General features: G+C 40.8%; 20 protein-coding genes. 10 read left to right on the top strand and 10 right to left on the bottom strand.

The genetic code is table 11. The features are described from left to right. The first annotated feature begins 91 nt into the window (after positions 1-91). Both NU887_RS11965 and NU887_RS11960 read left to right on the top strand, forming a co-directional pair. Entirely contained in the window at positions 92-436 is a 345-nt protein-coding gene (locus NU887_RS11965) for a DoxX family protein (RefSeq protein ID WP_258423615.1), read from the top strand. A gap of 11 nt (positions 437-447) precedes the next feature. Then, on the top strand, positions 448-1,827 hold the full coding sequence (locus NU887_RS11960) for a DEAD/DEAH box helicase (protein ID WP_258423614.1): 1,380 nt from the start codon (positions 448-450) through the stop codon (positions 1,825-1,827). A gap of 88 nt (positions 1,828-1,915) precedes the next feature. Here the strand turns inward: NU887_RS11960 and NU887_RS11955 are convergent, their stop codons facing one another. Continuing rightward, positions 1,916-3,142 carry a serine hydrolase domain-containing protein gene (locus NU887_RS11955; protein WP_258423613.1) on the bottom strand — a complete coding sequence of 409 codons (1,227 nt, stop codon included), beginning with the start codon at positions 3,140-3,142 and terminating at the stop codon, positions 1,916-1,918. Positions 3,143-3,296: 154 nt separating this feature from the next. Between NU887_RS11955 and NU887_RS11950 the strand changes: the two genes are divergently transcribed. Both NU887_RS11950 and NU887_RS11945 read left to right on the top strand, forming a co-directional pair. Next, on the top strand, positions 3,297-4,547 hold the full coding sequence (locus NU887_RS11950; protein WP_258423612.1) for a protoporphyrinogen/coproporphyrinogen oxidase: 1,251 nt from the start codon (positions 3,297-3,299) through the stop codon (positions 4,545-4,547). Between the two features lies 1 nt (position 4,548). Beyond that, positions 4,549-5,934: an NAD-dependent epimerase/dehydratase family protein gene (locus tag NU887_RS11945; RefSeq protein ID WP_258423611.1), complete on the top strand. Its 1,386-nt coding sequence runs from the start codon at positions 4,549-4,551 to the stop codon at positions 5,932-5,934. Positions 5,935-5,952: 18 nt separating this feature from the next. Here the strand turns inward: NU887_RS11945 and ggt are convergent, their stop codons facing one another. From ggt to NU887_RS11930, 3 genes are all read right to left on the bottom strand, one after another. Next, a complete protein-coding gene (gene ggt, locus NU887_RS11940; RefSeq protein WP_258423610.1) occupies positions 5,953-7,659 on the bottom strand; it encodes a gamma-glutamyltransferase in 1,707 nt (568 codons plus the stop codon). Further along, positions 7,649-10,024: a S9 family peptidase gene (locus NU887_RS11935; protein WP_258423609.1), complete on the bottom strand. Its 2,376-nt coding sequence runs from the start codon at positions 10,022-10,024 to the stop codon at positions 7,649-7,651. The genes ggt and NU887_RS11935 overlap by 11 nt, the downstream gene beginning before the upstream one ends. A gap of 99 nt (positions 10,025-10,123) precedes the next feature. Next, entirely contained in the window at positions 10,124-10,456 is a 333-nt protein-coding gene (locus NU887_RS11930) for an Hpt domain-containing protein (RefSeq protein ID WP_258423608.1), read from the bottom strand. Positions 10,457-10,684: 228 nt separating this feature from the next. Here NU887_RS11930 and NU887_RS11925 point away from each other — a divergent pair, with 228 nt between their 5' ends. The 3 genes from NU887_RS11925 to NU887_RS11915 are packed head-to-tail and all read left to right on the top strand — an operon-like array spanning position 10,685 to position 11,953. Beyond that, positions 10,685-10,861, top strand: a complete 177-nt coding sequence (locus tag NU887_RS11925; RefSeq protein ID WP_258423607.1) for a hypothetical protein — start codon at positions 10,685-10,687, stop codon at positions 10,859-10,861. Continuing rightward, on the top strand, positions 10,839-11,300 hold the full coding sequence (locus NU887_RS11920; protein WP_258423606.1) for a DUF2452 domain-containing protein: 462 nt from the start codon (positions 10,839-10,841) through the stop codon (positions 11,298-11,300). Before NU887_RS11925 ends, NU887_RS11920 begins: the two co-directional genes overlap by 23 nt. 8 nt (positions 11,301-11,308) lie before the next feature. Next, positions 11,309-11,953, top strand: a complete 645-nt coding sequence (locus NU887_RS11915) for a DUF7255 family protein (RefSeq protein ID WP_258423605.1) — start codon at positions 11,309-11,311, stop codon at positions 11,951-11,953. Positions 11,954-12,043: 90 nt separating this feature from the next. Here the strand turns inward: NU887_RS11915 and NU887_RS11910 are convergent, their stop codons facing one another. The 3 genes from NU887_RS11910 to NU887_RS11900 form a co-directional block, all read right to left on the bottom strand. After that, positions 12,044-12,559 (bottom strand): hypothetical protein, encoded by a 516-nt coding sequence (locus NU887_RS11910; RefSeq protein WP_258423604.1) that lies wholly within the window; start codon positions 12,557-12,559, stop codon positions 12,044-12,046. 159 nt (positions 12,560-12,718) lie between these two features. Continuing rightward, positions 12,719-13,336 (bottom strand): deoxynucleoside kinase, encoded by a 618-nt coding sequence (locus NU887_RS11905; protein WP_258423603.1) that lies wholly within the window; start codon positions 13,334-13,336, stop codon positions 12,719-12,721. A 60-nt stretch (positions 13,337-13,396) separates the two neighbouring features. Then, positions 13,397-14,284 (bottom strand): 3-hydroxybutyryl-CoA dehydrogenase, encoded by an 888-nt coding sequence (locus NU887_RS11900; protein ID WP_258423602.1) that lies wholly within the window; start codon positions 14,282-14,284, stop codon positions 13,397-13,399. 150 nt (positions 14,285-14,434) lie between these two features. On the opposite strand from NU887_RS11900, the gene NU887_RS11895 reads away from it, so the two are divergent. Further along, on the top strand, positions 14,435-15,262 hold the full coding sequence (locus NU887_RS11895; protein WP_258423601.1) for a CvfB family protein: 828 nt from the start codon (positions 14,435-14,437) through the stop codon (positions 15,260-15,262). On the opposite strand, the gene NU887_RS11890 is transcribed toward NU887_RS11895, so the two are convergent. Next, on the bottom strand, positions 15,259-15,618 hold the full coding sequence (locus tag NU887_RS11890; protein ID WP_258423600.1) for an arsenate reductase family protein: 360 nt from the start codon (positions 15,616-15,618) through the stop codon (positions 15,259-15,261). The two genes, NU887_RS11895 and NU887_RS11890, sit on opposite strands and share 4 nt — an antisense overlap. 474 nt (positions 15,619-16,092) lie before the next feature. On the opposite strand from NU887_RS11890, the gene NU887_RS11885 reads away from it, so the two are divergent. Beyond that, a complete protein-coding gene (locus NU887_RS11885; protein WP_258423599.1) occupies positions 16,093-17,022 on the top strand; it encodes an ROK family protein in 930 nt (309 codons plus the stop codon). A gap of 794 nt (positions 17,023-17,816) precedes the next feature. Here the strand turns inward: NU887_RS11885 and NU887_RS11880 are convergent. Together NU887_RS11880 and NU887_RS11875 are read right to left on the bottom strand one after the other, a co-directional pair. Beyond that, positions 17,817-18,212: a hypothetical protein gene (locus tag NU887_RS11880; RefSeq protein ID WP_258423598.1), complete on the bottom strand. Its 396-nt coding sequence runs from the start codon at positions 18,210-18,212 to the stop codon at positions 17,817-17,819. Continuing rightward, a complete protein-coding gene (locus tag NU887_RS11875; protein ID WP_258423597.1) occupies positions 18,205-19,455 on the bottom strand; it encodes a sterol desaturase family protein in 1,251 nt (416 codons plus the stop codon). The genes NU887_RS11880 and NU887_RS11875 overlap by 8 nt, the downstream gene beginning before the upstream one ends. A gap of 124 nt (positions 19,456-19,579) precedes the next feature. Between NU887_RS11875 and NU887_RS11870 the strand changes: the two genes are divergently transcribed. Beyond that, entirely contained in the window at positions 19,580-20,080 is a 501-nt protein-coding gene (locus NU887_RS11870) for a DNA topoisomerase IV (protein ID WP_258423596.1), read from the top strand.

Here is a 20,080-nt window from a genome sequence, read left to right as displayed (position 1 = left end):
GGAATACCATTTGTTTTGTAATCTGACTATGTTATCCTACATTTAACACTTGAATATAATTATTGATTTGGAATAACAGGAACAAAAACCCATGTACTTATTTTTTCTTTACTTAATGGGTGGGTTTTACGTTTTTGCGGGGACAATGCATTTTGTCAAACCAAGAATGTTCATCAAAATCATTCCTCCGTATTTTCCAAAACCAAAGCTATTGAATGCGATTGCAGGTATGTTTGAACTTGTTTTTGGTTTGGGTTTGTTATTTGAACCAACACGCTCAATATCAGCCATCGGGATAATTCTTCTTCTTTTGGCAGTGTTCCCTGCCAATATTTATATGTATCGAAAAGGCGCTAAAGGAATCCCAAAATGGGCCCTACTCCTAAGGTTGCCGATGCAATTTGCGCTTATTGCCTGGGCCTATGTATATGTCTAAACTGATTGACTTTGAATTTTAGTGATTTTAATTTTGAATCAAGCCTGAACGAAGGACTTGATGCCATGGGTTTTGATAAACCCACACCCATACAGGAATTTGCAATTCCCGTAATCCAACAAGGGAAAGACCTGATCGCCTGCGCACAGACAGGTACCGGAAAAACTGCCGCATTTATTCTCCCTATCCTAAACAAGATGGCCAAGGAAGGTCAGACCGGTTTGAATACCCTGATTTTGGCCCCTACAAGAGAGTTGGCCATTCAGATTGACCAACAGATCCAAGGCTTTGCTTATTTCTTGGGAGTAAGTTCCATTCCGGTCTACGGTGGGGGAGATGGTATTGCTTGGGAGCAACAGAAAAAGGCCATGGAAGTAGGTGCGGAAATCATTGTAGCCACCCCTGGTAGACTGATTGCATTATTGGCAGGAGGAAAGATCAATTTTGACAAATTGGAGCACCTCATCATGGATGAAGCGGACAGGATGCTCGATATGGGCTTTTCAGAAGATATTCTCAAAATCGTCAACTACCTACCAAAAGACAGGCAGACGATTCTTTTTTCTGCCACCATGCCACCCAAGATCAGGCAGTTTTCCAAACAACTCCTCAACAACCCTGAGGAAATAAGCCTTGCAATCGGAAAGACCGCAGCCAATGTTACGCAAGGGGTTTACTTGGTCTATGAAAGCCAAAAGGAAGCTTTGGTAAGAAGTATCCTAACCAAAAAGGATTACGAGGCAGTGATCATTTTTGCTTCTACCAAAGAGAAAGTAAAAAACCTTTATAAGTTATTAAAAAAGGATTTTGATATAGAAGCTTTTCACTCTGATTTAGAGCAGGTTGAAAGGGAAATCATCATGTCAAGATTTAAGAATAAGTCCCTCAAAATTCTTATCGGAACAGACATCATTTCCCGGGGGATTGATGTGGTAGGCATCGAGTTGGTCATCAATTATGATACGCCAAACGATCCTGAGGATTATGTTCACAGGGTAGGACGTACCGCAAGGGCAGACAGCAACGGGGAAGCCATCACATTTGTAAGTGACAAAGACCAATACAAATTATCCCGCATAGAGCAGATGATCGGTATGGAAATTGAAAAATTCCCGCTTCCCGAAGGATTTGAATCAGGTCCTGAGTACAAAAGCAAAAGCCATCATCCTGAAAAATCCGGTGATTTCAAAGGCAAGAAAAGTTTCTCTAAGAATTCCAAAAAGAAGAAAAACTTCAAACCTAGGGACAATCAAAATCCCGTATCCAAGGAAAAACCAACGGTAAAGTCTTCAGAGCCAAAACAGGAAACAAGGCCTCCCAGAGAAAAAACCGTTGATTCCAATAAAGAAAAAAGCACTCCGTTTGGGAAAAGAACCAATGTGATTGATTGATCACGGGGTTTCAAATAAACCAAAAAGAGGGCAGCGAAAACGCTGCCCTCTTTTTTTATACTTTATTGTGTAAATAATTAATTCAAAATCACTTCGGCAAACTCTCCAAAACCATCCTGACCAATTCTGCTTTTTCTTTGTCTTTGATCCACCTAGCCACGATCACCAAGTCATTTTCTTCATCCACATAAATCATGTTGGTACCTGCACCCAAATGGAAAAAAGCAGATTCAGGTGTCGCAGGAATTTCTTTTCGGTCCGTATTCAGGAAATAATTCATGAAACCATAATTGGGTTGGACAGAAGTCGGGGTTCTGGACTTCTTGATCCAATCCTGAGAAATCACTTGTACGCCGTTCCAATTACCTTTTCTCAAAGTAAGATATCCAAACCTTGCCTGGTCATAGGCATTGATAAACATACCACCACCCCAATGTGACCCGCCGCTGACTGACTGCATGATCTGCCCATCAAGAATGATAAATGAGTTTTCATAGCCGGTCCATCTCCAGGTTGGGCTTGCACCGATTTTATCCATTAGGTTTTCCTTCAATACCACCGGAAGGGGCTTTCTCCAAACATTCAAAATGGCCAAAGCCAAGACATTGACCCTAGTATCGTTGTACTTATAAACTGTTCCTGGTTCATTTCTTGGCCTGTTCAGCCATTCGGATGAATTGCCCTGAGGACGGTCAGCCCAGTCGGGTTTACCCCATAGTGAACCTTCCCAATCCGAAGTCTGACGCAGCAGATGCTCCCAAGTGATCTTGCGGTTGTGCGGTCCTGCAAAAAGGTCAAATACATCTTCCTGATCCAAATGATCTGCTTTATTCATCAGAGATTTATGGGGCTCGTAAGGTATAATTGGCCCTACATAAGGATAAACAAGGTCCTTTTCACTTTTGATCAGACCCCTGTCAACAGCCATACCAACTGTAGAGGACAGGATACTTTTGGCCACGCTGAAGGTCAGGTCAACCCTTTCAGGATCACCCCATTGCCCTATGATATATCCTTTGTAAATGATCAAGCCATTTGCTGCACCCCTGTCTTTCATAGGTCCAACCGGAAAACCAAAAGGCTCTCTTCCAAAAGCACTTTGGTAATGGGCCATTTTCAGATTTGGGTCAGCCTCACTTTCCGTTGAATTTGCAAAATCTATCGCCTGCTGAAGTTTAGCCGCATCGACTTTCACCTCTGAAGGATTTTTTTGTTGCCAATTTCCTGCCGGAGGAAAATAAACCTGCTGCCCGATAGATGAAAATGGCATCAAAAAAACGCTTAAAGCAATGGTTATTTTGAAAATCTTTCTCATAATATTTTTTATTGAAGGTATCAGTAATCCTGTGGTCTTGGAAATCTTCTTACAGGATTAGCGCCTATTAACTTTAAAAGGTTGGTAATAATGCGTTAAATTGTAGCGTAAAACAATTATGACAGATATTTGTCTTACTTAAAATTGTGTTTAAATGGACCAACAAAAAATTTACATCATCGGAGCCGGGATTTCGGGGCTGATAGCTGCCTATGAACTTGAAAGAGCGGGATATTTTCCCGAAATATTGGAAGCTTCAGATGGAGTTGGAGGGCGGGTCCGGACAGACATTGAAAATGGATTTCGCTTGGACAGGGGATTTCAGGTATTGTTGACAGCTTATCCTGAAGCTCAAAGGTATTTGGATTATGAAAAACTAAACCTCAAAATGTTTGACCCCGGCGCTATAATTTTCAAACCGGGTGACTTCTTTGCTGTTCATGATCCTTTAAGAAATCCAATGAGATTGTTTGGAATGGCATTTTCCAAAGTCGGAACGTTCAAGGATAAATTTAAAATCTTAAGCCTCACCAATTCCCTTAAAAAGAAAACCGAAGAGGAGATTTTTGCCGAACCATCCATTCCCACTATTGATTTTCTGAGGAACTATGGCTTTTCAGAAACCATCATTGATAACTTTTTTAAACCTTTTTTCAAAGGGATATTCTTGGAAAATGCCCTGCAGACTTCCTCACGGATGTTCAATTTTGTGTTCAGGATGTTTTCAATCGGATATGCTTCTATACCTGAAAAAGGAATGCAGGAAATTCCTAACCAATTGAAAAGCAAACTCCAACATACTGTTTTCCATTTCAATTCACCTGTTGAAAGAGTCGAAGGAAATACCATCCTTTTAAAAGATGGAAGGAAACTTCAGGCAGACAAAGTCATCATCGCCTCACGTCCTGACAAAGTGCTGCCGCAGTTGGAAGGTCAGGTAAAGGAATACAGGAAGGTGATCAACATTTATTTCTCACTCGAAAAATCATTCATTGCCCAACCCATGATCGGCTTGGTACCTGACACCCAATACCTGATCAACAATTTTGTTTTCATGACGGATGTGTCCAAATCCTACAGCAGTACGGGGAGGGCATTGCTTTCTGTCTCGGTAACGCAGGATTCCAAAGCAGATGAGCTGTTGATCAAAATGGTGGCCTTGGAGTTGGAAGCCTTAACGGGTATCAAGGCTTCCTATTTCGACCAAATCAAAACTTATGAGATTCTCGATGCCCTTCCACAGGTCGATGACATGCAGTACACGATTTCTCCCACCAATACTAAAATTCAGGACAATATTTTCTTGGCCGGGGATTATTTGCTCAACGGATCAATCAACGCAGCCATGACAGCCGGTAGAAAGGCTGCGGAAGCGGTTATGTTAAGCCTTCAACCCATCCACTAAATTGAAAAAGACCATAGCAATAGCCGGAGCAGGAGGATACATCGGAAGGTGGTTTATCAATAAATATAAAAACAAGTACAACATCATCGCACTGAGTAGAAGGGATGCCATTCAAAATCCTGATCCTGAAGTGGAATGGCGAAAAGTAGAACTGTTTTCCATCACCTCGACTATTGAGGCTTTGCAAGGGGTAGATTATGCCATCTATTTGATCCATTCAATGAGTGCTTTGACACGCTTAGACCAAGGTAGTTTTGAGGATACTGATCTTTTGCTGGCTGATAATTTTTCCCGGGCTGCCGAAGCAAACAACATCAAACAGATCTTGTATCTGGGAGGAATTCTCCCCAAAGAAGTGGAAGAAGAAAAAATGTCCATCCACCTTAGAAGCAGGTTGGAAGTGGAAAAAACGCTTGGTGAAAGGGGAGTACCTGTCACTGCACTTAGGGCCGGAGTCATTGTTGGCCCGGGAGGGTCTTCCTTTGAAATGGTTAGAAATCTGGTCAGAAAACTTCCTATCCTGATGTGTCCCAAATGGACCACTTCCCAAACACAATCCATTTCTCTTCGCGATACATTGACGATTATGGATTCCTGCATTGGAAATGAAAATGTATTTGGAAGGGCCATTGAAATCGGAAGCCCCGAAATTTTATCCTACAAAGGAATGCTGGAAGAAACCGCAAGGGTAATGGGAAAGAAAAGGGTGATTTTTACAGTGCCCGTTTTTTCTGTGGGTTTTTCGAAACTTTGGGTGTCCTATTTTGGCGAAACCCCTTCCAAACTGGTTTCTCCTTTGGTCGAAAGTCTCAAACATACGCTGACAGTTTCCGAAGAACTGAAATTCAAAGAAAAAGAAATCGATTACCTGACTTATGAAGAAAGTGTAAAGGAAGCGCTTGATCCAAAGAATAAACTTCCTGCACTGCCAAAATTCAAACATGACAGGGAAGTAAAAAATACGGTCAGGAGCATCCAAAGAATGCCCAATACGAGGCATAAAAGCGCCTTGTGGGTGGCCAATAGGTATAAACGTTGGTTACCGACTTTTTTTAGATTTTTGATCAATGCCAAGGAAACAAGCCGGGGAGACATCGGCTTTTACCTGTTGAAAGGATCAAAACCGATGCTGCAACTGACTCTCATTCCTGATAGGAGCGATATAAAGAGGCAACTGTTTTACATCACAGGAGGATGGCTAGTGAAGCGATTTGACTATGGATGGCTGGAATTCAGGGAGGTACTAGGTGGAAAATATATGATCACGGCGATACATGAATTTGTACCGAGGCTTCCATGGTTTGTCTATGTCAATACCCAAGCCCGAATCCACCTTTGGGTGATGAACCGCTTTCGAGATTATCTGGAAAAATACAAGGGAAACTGAAAGAAGAGGTGGATTGGTCTAAAATCCAACCGCTTTGTCATCACCCCTTTTGTCAGCTCCCCCTTCAAATTTACCGTTTGGAAGCAATAGGATTGCATCGACTTTTCCTATAATCGGTGTAAATCCTTCATTGATAAGGTATCCTTTTGATTTCAGCTCGTCCAATATGGCAACAGGAAATCCTTCAGGTTCGAAATTGATCAAGTCAGGCAGCCATTGATGGTGAAACCTCGGTGCATCAACCGCCTGCTGCATGGTCATGTCAAATTCCACCACATTCAGGATGGTCTGCAAAACTGAGGTGATAATAGTAGATCCTCCCGGTGTTCCAACCACCATGAGAAGCTGACCATCTTTTTCCACAATTGTGGGGGTCATAGAACTGAGCATCCTTTTACCGGGTGCGATGCTGTTGGCTTCGGCCCCGACAAGCCCAAACATATTGGGAACTCCTGCTTTAGCACTGAAATCATCCATTTCGTTGTTTAAGAAAAATCCCAATTCGTCACTATACAGTTTGGAACCATAAGCCCCATTCAAAGTCGTTGTTATGGCTACAGCATTCCCATAAGAGTCTACAATGGAATAATGGGTAGTCTCATCGCTCTCCACGTATTGGATCACACCCTGAGAAACGGCGCTTGAAAGGGTCGCTTTCCCGGGATTGAAATCAGAAATTCTGTTTTTCAGGTATTCTTTGTCAATCATTTCATTCACAGGAACAGCAACAAAATCCGGATCACCCAAATAAAAATTCCTATCTGCATAAGCCCGTCTTTCTGCCTCCGTCAATGTTTGGATATATTGGGCAGAATTATGACCCATTGACTTCAGGTCAAAACCTTCCAACATTCCAAAGATTTGTGCCAATGTCACCCCTCCGCTGCTCGGGGGAGCCATGGAGATGACTTTGATATCTTTGTAATCAAAGGAAATGGGATCACGCCATTTGGCTTCATAACTTGCCATATCCTCCATGCTGACGATTCCTCCTTTTGATTGGATAAAGTCCACCAACTTTTGGGCAGTCTCTCCAAGGTAAAAATCATCTTTGCCGTTTTTGGCTATTCTTTTCAACGTTTCCGCCAAAATCGGATATTTGATCGTGTCATTTTCTTTGAATTCCCTCCCGAAAAATGTGTTTTCACCATTGACTTTGATAAAATTGGCTCTGTTACCTGCAAGCCTTTTTTCTTGGTTTTCGGTCACGACAACACCCTTTTCTGCCAATTCAATTACAGGAGCGAGGATTTCCTCCATGGGAAGGGTCCCAAATCTTCGGTGAACTTCAAACATTCCTGCCACTGTTCCGGGAACACCCACTGCCAAGGCCCCCAAAGTACTCAGTTCGGGAATGACATTTCCATTTTCATCAAGATACATGTCTCTAGTAGCGGCTAATGGGGCTTTTTCCCTGTAATCCAAAGATCCGATTTCTCCGTTTTCGAGCCTGAAAACCATAAATCCCCCGCCTCCAAGATTTCCCGCAAATGGATAGGCCACTGCCAGTGCCAGTTCCGTACCAATCATGGCATCAAAGGCATTTCCTCCTTTCTCCATGATCTCCAAGCCGATTTTGGATGCTTCTCCGCGGGCGGCTACGACCATTGCTTTTTCTGCAATCAGTCCACGATTTTCTAATGAAACAGGGTCATTTTCCTTACAGGAAAAAACAAGCAAAAAAGCAAAGCTTGCTAAAAGAAGGGTATATTTTTTATTTCTCATCTTGGTCAATCAGTGTTTCATTGAAAAGCTTTAAAATCCTTTTATACTCATCAGTCCAACTACTTGGTTCAACGAAGCCGTGGTCTTCCACAGGATATACGGCCATTTCCCAATTGTCCTTGCCCAATTCGATCAATCGTTGTGCTAGTCGTACCACATCCTGAAAATGCACATTTACATCGATCATTCCGTGCGCTATCAAAAGATTACCTTTTAAGCCCTCTGCAAAATATATAGGTGAGGACCTCCTGTAAGCAATAGGATCATTGAAAGGTTCATTCAGGATATTGGCAGTATAGCCATGATTATAATGCGCCCAATCTGTCACGGACCTCAAAGCAGCGCCTGATGTGAAGATTTCCGATTCATTAAAGAGTGCCATCAAGGTGATGAACCCGCCATAACTTCCCCCATAAATCCCGATTTTTCCAGGTTTGACGCCATGATTTTCCATCAGAAATTTGGCTCCATCCACTTGGTCAGAAAGGTCTTTTCCGCCCATGTGACGGTAAATGCCCGTTCTCCAGTCTCTGCCATATCCCGCACTTCCCCTGTAATCAATGTCCAAAACAGTGTATCCCAAGTCAGCCAAAAGGTTATGAAACATGTATTCCCTGAAATAGCTAGACCACCATTTATGGACGTTTTGTAAATACCCTGCTCCATGGACAAATATTACCGCTGCACCATTGTTGTTGATAGCTTCAGGAAGGTACAACCTTGCAGGAACCATTTGGCCATCAGCAGCTTTGAAGTTGACCAATTGGGGGTCACGCCAATCATAAGCCTTGAATTCATCACTTTGACCAAAAGTCAATTGCTTTGGTTGGGATTTTGGGGTATTGGGTTGGATAAATAATTCGGTAGGCTGATTGCTGTAAGAATAGAGGATCGCCATGTTTTTCTCATCCGGAGAAAGGGATACTTCATTGTTTCCGGTGAGTGTGGTCAGCTTTTCCATCTTTCCACCCATGAGTGGCATCATATAAAAATGCCTTTCACCAGGATGGACTTCAGAAGTGGTGAGGTACCAAAACTTCCCGTTTTTGGAAATGAAGGGATCAAAGACTTCAAATTTACCGGAGGTCAATGCTTTTTTGGTGCCTGTGGTTACATCCAATACGTAAAGATGGGAATAGCCACTTTCCTCAGATTGGAAGTAGATATGCTTGTTGTCAGGTAGCCAACCTAAAGTTCCCCCTCCAAAACCCCATCCGATCCCCGGGCCTGCTATCCAAGCTTCATCACGCTGTCTGTCAACAGATTTCAAGGATGCTGACTCAAGGTCAAGTAAGGTAATCCACCTGTCTTTGTTGTCATTTGCACGGATATTGACGATGGCATTTTTTCCGTCGTTTGAAAAAATCGGTGCTGCAATGGTCACTTTCCTCAATTTTTCTTCCCATGTTTTTTCTGGATAATCTTTGACATAATCCGGAAGGTCTTTGATGCCCGGAAGGCTGTCGGTGGTCACGTATAGTACTGTGTCTTTAGCAAAATTGTATACTGCCAATTCTATCGTTTGCGGATTATCCCCCACTTTAGACCTTGTATTCAGGTTGGTCGTATAGCCTGAAGCATCGGTATAATCCGGCACCTCAGTCCTTTTATTTTCGGCGCGTCCAAGGAGTAAGAGAGTAGCGTACTTTTCATCGGGAGAAAGTTGGATATTAATGACCTGCTTTCCTTCCGTATAAAAGGTGAAAGTTTCTTTTTCAGCAATGGATTCATAATAATTTTTAGACTTTTCCTCCTTTTCCTCCCTTTCCCGGACCACTTGCAAAAGATTCAAATTATCCTCTTGTAGCCATTTTTCTCTTTCAGCCTGCTTTTCGTCCTTTTCCTTGGGCCGGTTTCCATTTTGGACCCTGGTCATTTTTTGAAGTTTCCCGGTAGGAACATCCAAGACAAATAGGTTTCCCGAAGATTCAAAGGCAATCCTGTTTTCATTGGCTAAAAAAACAGGATTTGAAATTCTCTCTCCCAAATTTAGCAATGAGGTCTTACTGCCGCTCGCAAGGTCATAAAGTATGATTTCTCCATCCTTTGCATAGATTTTTTTGGTTTTTGCGAGGTTGAATTTTGCATTCCGGGGAACCTGATTTCTTTGTTCAACCAAGGAAATTTTCTCTGGTTTAGAATTGCCGGTAATGGCAATTTTATACAATGAATCCGCAGGATGTTGTTCTGGATTATATTTAAAATAAACAAATTGCCCTTTCTCATCCCATTGAATATCAGATGGAAATGTCCCCATCCATTTTGGGTCTTTCATTATTTTTTCTACCGAAAGTTCGGTTTGGGCCAAAGAATACTGCAAGGCAAAAAGGCATACAAAAGCTGTCAGAAATAGACTTTTCTTCATAGGAATTGGTTTTACTGAAATTGATTGTAAGAATAAAGGTCTAAGAATCGGATTGATTTGAAAATAAAAAAATGGGGAGAGGCAAAAAAATTATTTTGATCAAAGGGAATCAAGGAAAGTATGTAATTCTTTTTCAATTATTTCGATGTCGTGCAAAAGGTGTTTGAACTGCTCCTGTGAATTCTCAAGATCTGCTTCAATGGATTCAAGTATTTTTCTGGTCTGAATGGCACCGATATAACTTAGACTCGGTTTTGCTTTGTGACATCTTCTTTTGATTAATGCAAAGTCCTCAGCTTGATACAGTTCATCCATATCCTTCAAATCTTTCAGGTTCGAATCCAGAATAATCTGAATCATTTCTTGCAACATTTCTTTGTCGTCATCGCCGAAATACTGAAAAATTGTTTGTGGGCTAATAAGCTGATACATAAAATAATCAAGTAGCTGTCAAGTGTGTATAACAATCAAATTTATGTATTTCAAAATAAAAAAAAGTGATTTTATTGTTTTTTTTTAAAAACCATAATACACCTTTATTATCAAAACTTTATAAGTCGTTCATTATGCGGTAGTTTCATATTTTATATGAATAATTTATCTGATAATTTTGTCAGGTCGAAACATCTTAAAGTTATTAATGTTTCTTAGATAATAACAATGAAGAAAAATAAAATAGTTTTCTTGGTGCTTGCAGCAATTTTTGCATTGTGCATGCTTTGGATCGGAATCGATATGTCAAGCAGAACGACTTTTCCGGGATCCAAACGAAATTTAAAAGAAAGAATAGCCCCCTCAGATACGGTAAAAAACAATGTCAAAGAAACAAAAGATTGATGTCAGCCTGATTGACCTGGATAAAATGAAGGAAAAGACCACAGACATTCCCGGTCTTTTGCCATATGCCCACCAATCAGGAAGTGCCATCATCAAACCTGAGGATAAAGGAAAAATCACCGGAAGGGCAGTGGCAGCCATGCATTCACAGACAGACATGCAGATGGCGCAGATTTATCAGCAGATGCAACTTTTGGCAGAGCAGGCAAAATTGATTCAAAACAGGGTTGAAATTTCGGAAAGAATCTACAAAACCTCCATGGGATTTGAACCCCTGATCAACCACCATTATTTTTTGTATGAAAAGGAGGATGGCAGCGATTTCCTCAGTTTGGTCGCACCGGAAGAATGGGGAAGAAAGAGTAAGTTCTCAAAATTCATAGCCGAAATCAAACTGTTGGCTGACCATACTTGGGAAATCATCCGAAAAGAAGCTTAATTTTGTCCATGCATCATTTGAAAGTGGAGAATTTGCATGGAATCCTGAAAGAATCAGGACTCCAAATAGAATATAACCACCAATTGGAAGTCAATCCAAGCTATCTCAAAGGTAAAGGTGAAACCTTATTGAATGCAGTATTGATAGAACTTGGAGGAAATGGAAGACTTCCTGTTTTGGAAAAACTGAAGTTTGATTTTAAAATCAACCGCCATGTATTCCTCTATGATGATGAGGTGCATTTCAACAGGTACAGGTTGGCGACACTCAAATCACCACTCTATGAGACATTTTCCTTTTCATGGGCAGAGGCTTACCTCAGGCTTTGCAGGACATATGAAAAGGAATGCCTGAAAACAGGTCTTCATGAAAGGGTATGGAATGGACCTCCAATCGCCGCAAAGTTTTTTGGAAAAAGTGAAACTGCCGGAGACCTTTCTGGTAATGGTTCTGCAGGATGGAAGCTAAATGCTTACAATGACACCCAATACGATCTTGTAAGCAGGCTACACGGTTACAAACTGGTCAGGATACCGATTTATGAAAACCTGATGATAGGGGGAAGTCTAAAGAAAATAGACGATCTATTGCTGCATCCTAAAGAGGAAAACCGGCATGGAATCGTCAATTGGTTTTCAAGGAAAATAACTTAAGAAATAAAAAAAAACAGATTTATTTATAAAATTGAATTTTAAAATCAAAAAATGAAAACCCTACAATTGAAATTGTAGGGTTTTTATTTTTTATGACCCAGAGGAAATCAAAACGAGCAGAACCAAAAAGCTCACGGCCCAACCCACACCTGCTGCTCCAAGATTTTTTCCTTTTGCCTTTTTATTATAGCCTTCTCTATATTCCATGCTTTTGAAGTTTTCTTCACCCACGAGTAAAGGATTTGGAGATTTTGCGTCAGTGACTGCAACGATTACAAAACCGATAACTCCACCGAAAAGGCCTGCGCAGAAGTTCCCGCCAAATCTTTTATGATGAATCTGTGCATCATTCATCCCTTTCAAATACATACTCTCTTGTACCTCGACAAGCTTTTCGTAATCCTCAACCTTTACAAATTCAACTTCCTCAGATTTAAGCTTAAGCAATTTTTGATTTTTTTTGGCTGATTTGAATGTCAATTCATTGACATCAACACTGATGAGGTCTCCTTTAATTTTGGATCCATCTTTTAGATAAATAATATCACTTGCAAAAGAGTTGCTTATGAAAATTATTGAAAGAAATAATAGGAATGTTTTTTTCATACTTTTTTGTTAAAGAATATTTAGGAAACCAACTTAAATACATTTAATTGAAAAAGAAACAAATTTTAAAAAAAACAAAACCCTTTTATTGAAACAAATTGATAATCAGGTATTTTATTTCTACGACTTTAGGAATTGCCACAAATTGATATCATCAAATTAAGAAAACAACCCAAATATCTCTCTGTCTATGCGCTGCACAATCGAAGAAAAGTCTTCCGGAAATTCCACAAAGTCCATCTGATTGACATCCACGATCAATAATTTTCCCTTATCATATCCTCCGATCCATTCTTCATAATGAGAATTCAGGTTTTTTAAATAATCAATCCTGATGGCATTCTCATAATGCCTGCCACGCTTTTCAATCTGACCCACCAATTTTGGAATATCAGCCTTCAGGTATATCAACAGGTCGGGTGCCTTGACATAATTGATCATCGAATCGAAAAGGGAAAGGTAATTCTCATAATCTCTTTCAGATATCAAATTCGACTTGTGGAGATTGGCAGCAAAAATATAAGCATCTTCATAAATTGTCCTATCCTGAACGACCGATAAACCGCCTTCTCTGATCCTTTTGATCTGATTGAATCGGCTATTGAGGAAAAAAACCTGAAGATGAAAAGACCAACGCTTCATATCTTCATAAAAATCCGCCAGATAGGGATTGTTTTCAACTGCTTCCAACTCTGCATGCCAGCCATAATGCTTGGCCAATTTGATGGCTAATGTTGTTTTCCCACTTCCTATATTTCCTGAAACCGCTATATGCATGTTTGTTGAATTCAATTTGATGCCTGATTGTTTTAATTTAATACTCAAAGGGTTGGCCCATCATTTGAATCTCCCTGAAACCTTTAATTCTTTGTTTCCCAGAGTATATGCATAAAATCCTTCACCGGTTTTCACACCTTTGAATCCTGCCTCCACCATATTCACCAATAAAGGACAGGGAGCATATTTCGGATTTCCAAAACCATCGTGCAAAACCTTCATTATCGAAAGGCAAACATCCAGGCCTATAAAATCGGCCAACTGCAAAGGACCCATCGGATGTGCCATGCCCAACTTCATCACAGTGTCTATTTCTTCAATCCCCGCAACCCCTTCATACAGGGTGTAAATGGCTTCATTGATCATCGGCATCAATATCCTATTGGCCACAAAACCCGGGTAGTCATTTACTTCAACAGGGATTTTTTCAAGTTTAGATGAAACAGTCATCACGGTCTCGGTTGTTTCATTGGATGTTGCATACCCTTTGATGACTTCGACTAGCTTCATGACAGGTACAGGATTCATAAAATGCATTCCGATCACTTTATCTGGCCTTTTGGTGACTGAACCGATTTTAGTAATGGAAATGGATGAGGTATTGGAAGCCAAAATGGTATGCTGTGGACATAATTCATCCAATTGGCGGAAAAGGTCCAATTTGACCTGCAGGTTTTCTATTGCGGCCTCTATCACCAAGTCGGCGTCCTTTACGCCATCTCCAAGCGAAGTAAAGGTCAGGATTCTTCCCAATGCCGCACTTTTATCTTCTTCACTGATACTGCCTTTGGCAACCTGTCTGTCAAAGTTTTTGGAAATGGTGGACAAAGCCTTGTCCAAAGCAGCCTGCTGTACATCAATTAGAGAAACCTGATGGCCATATTGCGCAAAGACATGGGCAATTCCATTTCCCATAGTGCCGGAACCGATAACAGAAATTTTATTCATTTTGATTTGGGTTTAATATTCAGGTAGTTAACAAATGAAATAAAAAATGGACTGGAAAACGGTTTTTTTTCCAGTGATATTTTGGCCAAATCTAATTTGATTCGGAAGCAAATCCAATTCCCAATCACATAAAATGGCTAACTTTGGCACATGAAAGAATTAGGAAAAATCAGTTCACTTCTCATCAACCGTTTTACTGCCAATGGCGCATACTTGGCACTCCGTGAAGGCGGCGAAGTTTTATTGCCAAAAAGCTACCTGAAAGGCGAGGAAAAAGAAGGGGAGGAATTGGAGGTTTTTGTTTATACCGACAGTGAGGACAGACCTGTTGCTGTCACCAACAGACCGACCGCATTATTGGATGAATTTGCTGTCATGGAAGCGAGAGAAATTACAGATTTTGGAGCATTTATGGATTGGGGGCTTCCCAAGGACCTTTTTGTTCCTAAATCAGAAATGGGAAAAACCATGGAAGTAGGCGGAAAATACCTGGTGATGGTCTGTCAGGATTATAAGACCAACCGCTTGATCGGGGTTTCAAAATATGAGGATTTTATTCTGACTGATACGCAGGCCTATGCAGCAGGGCAGGAGGTTGATGCCCTGATTTTTGAAGAAACAGACTTGGGATTTAAAACCCTCATCGACGGCAGTTATGAGGGTTTGATTTATAAAAATGAAGTTTTTCAACCACTCAAAGTAGGGGATAAAACCAAAGCTTTTGTCAAAAAGCGCCGTGATGATGGGAAAATAGATTTACAGCTGTTGCCTTCAGGAAGGGAAAAATACGAGGAAGGGGCCGAAAAAATCCTGGAAGCCTTAAAAGTCCGGAAATTTTTGCCCCTTCAAGATAAATCATCCCCTGAGTCCATCAAAGAGTTATTGGGAATGAGTAAAAAACATTTCAAACAGTCAATCGGTCAACTGTATAAAGCTAAAAAAATCACAATACATGAAGATGGAATCAGACTCGTTTAGTCAAGTTCCAAGATATGGTTTGGCGTAAGGCAAAGCACAGCTTTGTCTTTTTTTATGGCAATAGGAGCTTTGAGTAAATGTGGATTTCTGATCAGGATATTGAGCCATCCTTCATCGTCCCATGATTTTCCGGCTATGAAACTCTGGTAATCCGGATGAGCCCTGTTCATCAAATCCTTTGGTCTGAGATTTAACTTATCCAAAATTGTCCTCCACCCTGTCATAGTGATGGCTTCCTTCTCAATGTTGATTTCATTGATGTGGCGGGCTATCGACTTGGCGTAAGCCCGCATTTGCTTGTCTACACTGTGGCTTGGATTGTAGTAGAAAAACAATTCGTTGGGATGTCCTTTCATAGTCTATTGGTTTACAGACTATTAATATACTTTTTTTATAAGGAAGTATCAAGCTATTTGGCTTCAAATTTTTGGAATGGTTCTTTTTGCCGGTTAAAAAAAATCAGATCATGACTTATAAATTTGGGGAAAATGAACAGACAAAGTCAAAATCGAACAAAGTCTTAGGGTTTTATTTCTGCTTCATTAAAAATTACTACAATTGTTTTTCCTTTCCCAAGGAAAAGTCTGAATGAAATACTTGCAGCTTAGGAGACAATACTGGTCAAGTAGAAATTTAGAATTGCAAAAATAGTATTGGATTCATTTATGGCTTCATCCAGTTGAAAACCCCTTTTTATCAAGAACTTAACGCTCAGAATTTCTTTGACAGATCAGAAAAGCCTCGAAATATTTGAAGACTTTATCAAAGATTGTAGGAAGTAAGACATTCTGTTTATTATTTTAGGGTTTAAAACCTATTGGAAAATAACCATGAGCAAAGAACAAGAACATTTTTTGGGAGTCGATGTGGGAGGAACCCATTTAAAAATAGGCTTAGTGAATAAGCAAGGGGAAATAGTTTCATTTGATAAAATTGATACCGCACCTTACCGAGATGACCCAAGAGGTTTCAGTGTCTGTTTTACGGACAATATGGTTGATATCCTCAAGAAATATCCAGAAGTCAAAAAAGTGGGTATAGGATTACCGGGTTTGATTTCCAAAGACCGGACCACTACATTGGAAATACCCGCCATTCCTGACCTGAACGGCTATAACTTAAAAGGCGAACTCAAGAAAAAGTATCCAGGTATTTCTTTCTACCTAGAAAATGACGCCGCTGCTGCTGCCATAGGCGAATACAGGTACGGCAAAAACAATCCTCCTGAAAACTTTCTTTTCATCACCATGGGCACAGGGATTGGAAGTGCGTTGGTTTTAGATGGAGAGATATTTAAGGGATCAAGAGGCAATGCCATGGAAATGGGACATATGCTTTCTAGAGGAAATGAAGGATTGGAGAAGTTGGTAGGAAGGAACGGCATCCTCAAAATCATGGAAAGATTTATTCAAGGTTATCCAAGACTTGCCGGCGAATTGATAGACAAAGAACTCGGTACACACCTGCTCGTGGATACTGCAAAAGCAGGAAATGAAGTTTCTCTGATGGTATTCGAGGAAGTGGGAAGAATTTTGGGTGAAGCCATCGTTTCAACTATCAGGATTCTTGACGTGACCCATGTCTATTTCGGAGGCGGTATTTCCGCAGGATTAGAATATATGATGCCTTCTTTGGACAAGACCGTCAGACAATACCTGACGCCATACTATGTAAAAGACCTTCAATTGGTCAGGGCCACATTGGCAAATAATGCCGGAACACTTGGCGCAGCAGCACTGTGCTTTATGGAGGATAAATAAAGCGTTCTAAGGTTATAATTTTAAAAGGTTTTAAGGTTCTGAGGTTCCTTAAAACCTTTTTTTTTGGTTTTTCCTGACGAATTGACAACCTGACAACGCGCAGCAGACAACAATTACAACCACTACAACCATTAGAAGCAAGAGACCCTTCGTACCTCAGGGTGACGTTTCCCAACTCGAAAACCCGACAAAGCGAAGTTGACAACCATTATAACAACTATAACAATTACAACCATTAGAACCAAGAGACCCTTCGTTCCTCAGGGTGACGGTTCCCAACTCGACAACCCGACAACGCGAAGTTGACAACCATTATAACAACTATAACAATTACAACCATTAGAACCTCGAGACCCTTCGTTCCTCAGGGTGACGGTTCCCAACTCGACAACCCGACACCGCGAAGTTGACAACCATTATAACAACTATAACAATTACAACCATTAGAACCTCGAGACCCTTCGTTCCTCAGGGTGACGGTTCCCAACTCGACAACCCGACAACGCGAAGTTGACAACCATTATAACAAGTATAACAATTACAACCAATACAACCATTAGAACCAAGAGACCCTTCGTACCTCAGGGTGACGGTTCCCAACTCGACAACCCGACACCGCGAAGTTGACAACCATTATAACAACTATAACAATTACCACCATTAGAACCAAGAGACCCTTCGTTCCTCAGGGTGACGGTTCCCAACTCGACAACCCGACAACGCGAAGTTGACAACCATTATAACAACTATAACAATTACAACCAATACAACCATTAGAACCAAGAGACCCTTTCTCACGGATCCAACCTACTGATCACCACCTCACTCACCCTGCTGTAGGCATTCATCCTGAGCATGACTTTCATCGGCTGTTCAGCACTTGCATCAAAATTTGTACAGGAAGGGGCGGGATCGATAAAATAGATAAAAAAGGATTGACTTCTGTCAGTCAATTCGACTTTGTCAGGCCTTCCAAATGTCTTGATGATGGATTGGTTGTCTTTACCCAACAAATCATTCTTCACCTCCCTAAAAGCCTCCAATTCTTGCATCCTCAGTCCGGAACAGCCGTCCCTGTCTTCCTTCCAATTTTCAAGGTTTACATTTTTGAGGTCCACTTTGCTGGAACAGGCGGAGGAAAGGAATGAAAATGAAATTATTCCAAAAACAACAATGAAAATATTACGCATTTTGAGGGGTTTGATTAACTGATTTTTGGAAATTCTTCACGGCTCCATAATTGAACCAAAGCCAAAAGTAGGAGAGGACTGTATAAATTGAAAGCAATAACATGGATATGTTCTCAGGTGCTAATTCTTTTAGAATAAACCAATTTGCTATAACAAAAACGGCTATCCTGAGAATTTCCTGAACATGATACCATTTCTTTTGTTCAAAAATTCCGGAGAAACTTACTGTACTCCAAATAATCAATACTGAAAGACCGACTTTGGTCGTCCAATCAAATTTGCCTAAGTTGAAAAGGAAAAATGCCGTCAAACCCATCAGTACCACATACTGGAAAAACACGTAATAATTCAGCGGCAATGGCACAGTCGTATCGAATTTTTTGTAATCAGGTCCCACATCCTTGACAGCGCGGTAACCACCGAGATACTCCGGAAGCCATCCAGGTTTGTTGAACAGGTACCTGACTTTATCCTTCAGATTGGGAATCATCTTCAATTCCTCTTTCATGGTCGCATAATGTGAAATATTCACCCAAACAGGATTCCAGCTTTGCACAGGTGTTGTAATGCCATAAGTGGGGCGTTCTTCCTCTTCCTGAAAAGTCCCAAACCACTTGTCAAAGATGATAAATGTACCGCCGTGGTTTTTGTCTATGTATTTTGGGTTGCGACCATGATGAACCCTATGGTGGGAGGGTGTGTTCATGAATTTTTCCAAGAATCCCATCCTGTCAATCGCCTCAGTATGGATCCAAAACTGGTAAAGCAGGTTAATTCCTGACACCAGCACCAACATCACAGGATCAAAACCGATTACCGCCAAAGGAAGGTAAAACATGAATGTCCAAATCGTCTGCGTGGAGCTTTGTCTGAGTGCCACAGAAAGGTTGTATTCCTCCGAAGAGTGGTGGACCACATGACCGCCCCAAAATAAATTGATTTCATGACTCAGCCTATGTGCCCAATAGTAGCATAAGTCGTAGAGGAAAAACAAGATAAAGAATGTCCATACATTGTTCGGGATCTGAAACAGACCAAACTTTTCAAAAAAGAATGTGTAAATGCCTATAGACAACACTTTTAGAAAAACCCCTGAAACCTGGGACACCACTCCAAGGTTGATATTGGTGATGGCATCATTAAGTCTATAAGTTAGGCTTTTCTGAAACCTCAAAACGAGCAACTCTATCCCCATCAGGATAAAGTACATCGGGATGGCAATTACTACAGGACTCAAATTCATCTTACTGTCAGCTATTTGGGTTTTTGGTTTGGAAATCTACCCATAAAAACCCAAAAAGGAAAAAACAGTTTCGGATTTGTACCATCATTAATCTTTATATTAGCGTCCAAAATCAACTAGTTTTATGTATTACCGATTCGGAAAAGTATTTCATTTCATTTCAGTACTCCTGTTTTTATTCACCTTCCTCTATTTCTATTCGGCTATGCCGGAATTTGTGGCCTATGAACTCGATGAGAACGGGTATGCCCTAAAGGAATTTTCAAGAAGCGCCTATTTCTACACAGGCATCATTCTCTTTGCGGTTTTAAACTTTGCCCTGATCACCCCTGCCAAACTCATTGAAAATAAAAGCACCAGATCCCTAAAACAACTGTTCCCTACAGGAGATATCTTCAGGGACTACATGTTGACATGGATATACAGTTTTGCCGGTGTGGTCAATATTTCGCTTAGCATCATGGGCCTGTTTATCCATGCCATCAACAACCAGAATGAAATCGGTTCGGGCAGTTATTCATTCTTCTTTTATCTGATTCCTATTCTTTTTGCGGTTTGGATTATCGCTTTGTTTTGGATATTGTTGCAGAAATTCAATGCAATCAGAAATAACAGTACCATTTAA

Source organism: Aquiflexum gelatinilyticum (assembly GCF_024741135.1).
GTDB lineage: Bacteria > Bacteroidota > Bacteroidia > Cytophagales > Cyclobacteriaceae > Cognataquiflexum > Cognataquiflexum gelatinilyticum.
The sequence above is the reverse complement of the archived record's forward strand: the minus strand, read 5'-3'. Positions and strand labels throughout refer to the sequence as shown.